The 1,413-nt window shown below is 65.2% G+C and carries 1 protein-coding gene; it reads left to right on the top strand.

Translation table 11 applies throughout. From position 1 onward, the window contains the following. The coding region (locus EOD15_RS34280) for an AsmA-like C-terminal region-containing protein (RefSeq protein ID WP_281035601.1) at positions 1-1,413 on the top strand (1,413 nt) is incomplete at both ends.

Raw genomic sequence — 1,413 nt, 5'->3', positions numbered from 1 at the left:
ATGCTGGGCGAGGCAAGCACCGACATTCAGGCCAAGGGAACGCTTGGTGGCGGCCTGACGACGAATTTCAGCCTTGCCGGCAGCGACTTCAAGGCGGGTTTCGAGGGGACGATCGCCGATACGCCGCAAGGCTTCGCCGCCAAGGGCAAGCTCAGCCTCGATGCCGCCGACATCGAGCCATGGCTGATGACGACAGGTATCGGCCTGCCGGGCATGGGGGCGGGCATGTCGACGTCGTTTTCGGCACAGGGCGACTATGGCAATGGCCTGCTGGTGCTGGACGAACTCAACGGCGCCATCAACGAAGCGGCGGTGTCCGGTGACGTCAATATCGATGTAAAGGAGGGGGTCGACGGCAAGGCCGGCGTGCCGCATCTGGCCGGGGCGCTGATGCTCGACGAACTCGACCTCGATCCGATGGCGGTGGCGCTGTTCGGCGATTCCGCCTTTCTTGCCGACAAGGAAGAAACCAACAAGGGTGGCGTGTGGCCGGCGACACCGTTCAGCCAGAAATCCAACCTGCCGTTCACCGCCGACCTAGACCTGACGACGGCAGCGCTCGCCGCCGGTCGGTTCGCCACCGCCTATGATGCCGCCTTTTCGCTCAGGCTCGACCAGGAAGGCATCCGAGTTTCGGATTTGAAGGCGAAATTGCTGGGCGGGGCGCTCACCGGCCTGTTCGAACTGAAGAACAATGACGGCACCGGCCTGTTCTCTGGCCAGATGAAACTGGCGGGCGCCGATCTGGCGACCGTGCTGCCGGATGCCGGCATCAGCGGCATCGGCGATTTCTCGACGGCACTGTCAAGCAGCGGCAAATCGGTCGAAGGGATGGTGGCCGCCTTGTCGGGCTCCGGCACGGCGGCGTTGAAGGGCGTGGAAATTGCTGGTGTCAATCCAGATGCGTTCAGTGCGTTCCTCGCAAAGGCGGATGCGATCGGGCGCGACATCGACGCGGCCAAGACCGCCGGCTTTGCGCCCGACATCGCCGCTGACGGCAGCTTTGCCGCTGGCGATGCCGACATAGCCTTCACGGTTGCCGGCGGCACGCTGCGGGCGCCACCGGTCAGCCTGGAAAATCCGGCGGCGACCTTGTCCGCCGACGTCACGGCGGATCTCAACGCGGCCACGGTGTCGGCCAAGGGTGCGATCACCTATCGGCCTGGCGACGAGGCACTGGTCGGCTCCGAGCCGGTCGTGAATTTCACCGCCGAGGGGCCGTTCGGCGCGGTCAAACGAGCATTCGACAGTGAACCGCTGGCGCAGTTCCTGACCCAGCGCGCGCTGGAGAAAGAGCAGCAGCGCGTCGAGGCGATGCAGGCCGCGTTGCTGGAAAAGCAGCGGCTTCGGCGCGAGGTGCGCTACTACGCGGCGTTGAAGACCGAACGGGATAAGGCCGCCGAGGAATTGCGC

This window comes from Mesorhizobium sp. M7A.T.Ca.US.000.02.2.1, assembly GCF_003996995.1.
Lineage (GTDB): Bacteria > Pseudomonadota > Alphaproteobacteria > Rhizobiales > Rhizobiaceae > Mesorhizobium.
Note: the sequence above shows the minus strand (reverse complement) of the source record. Positions and strands in the feature narration are given on the sequence as shown.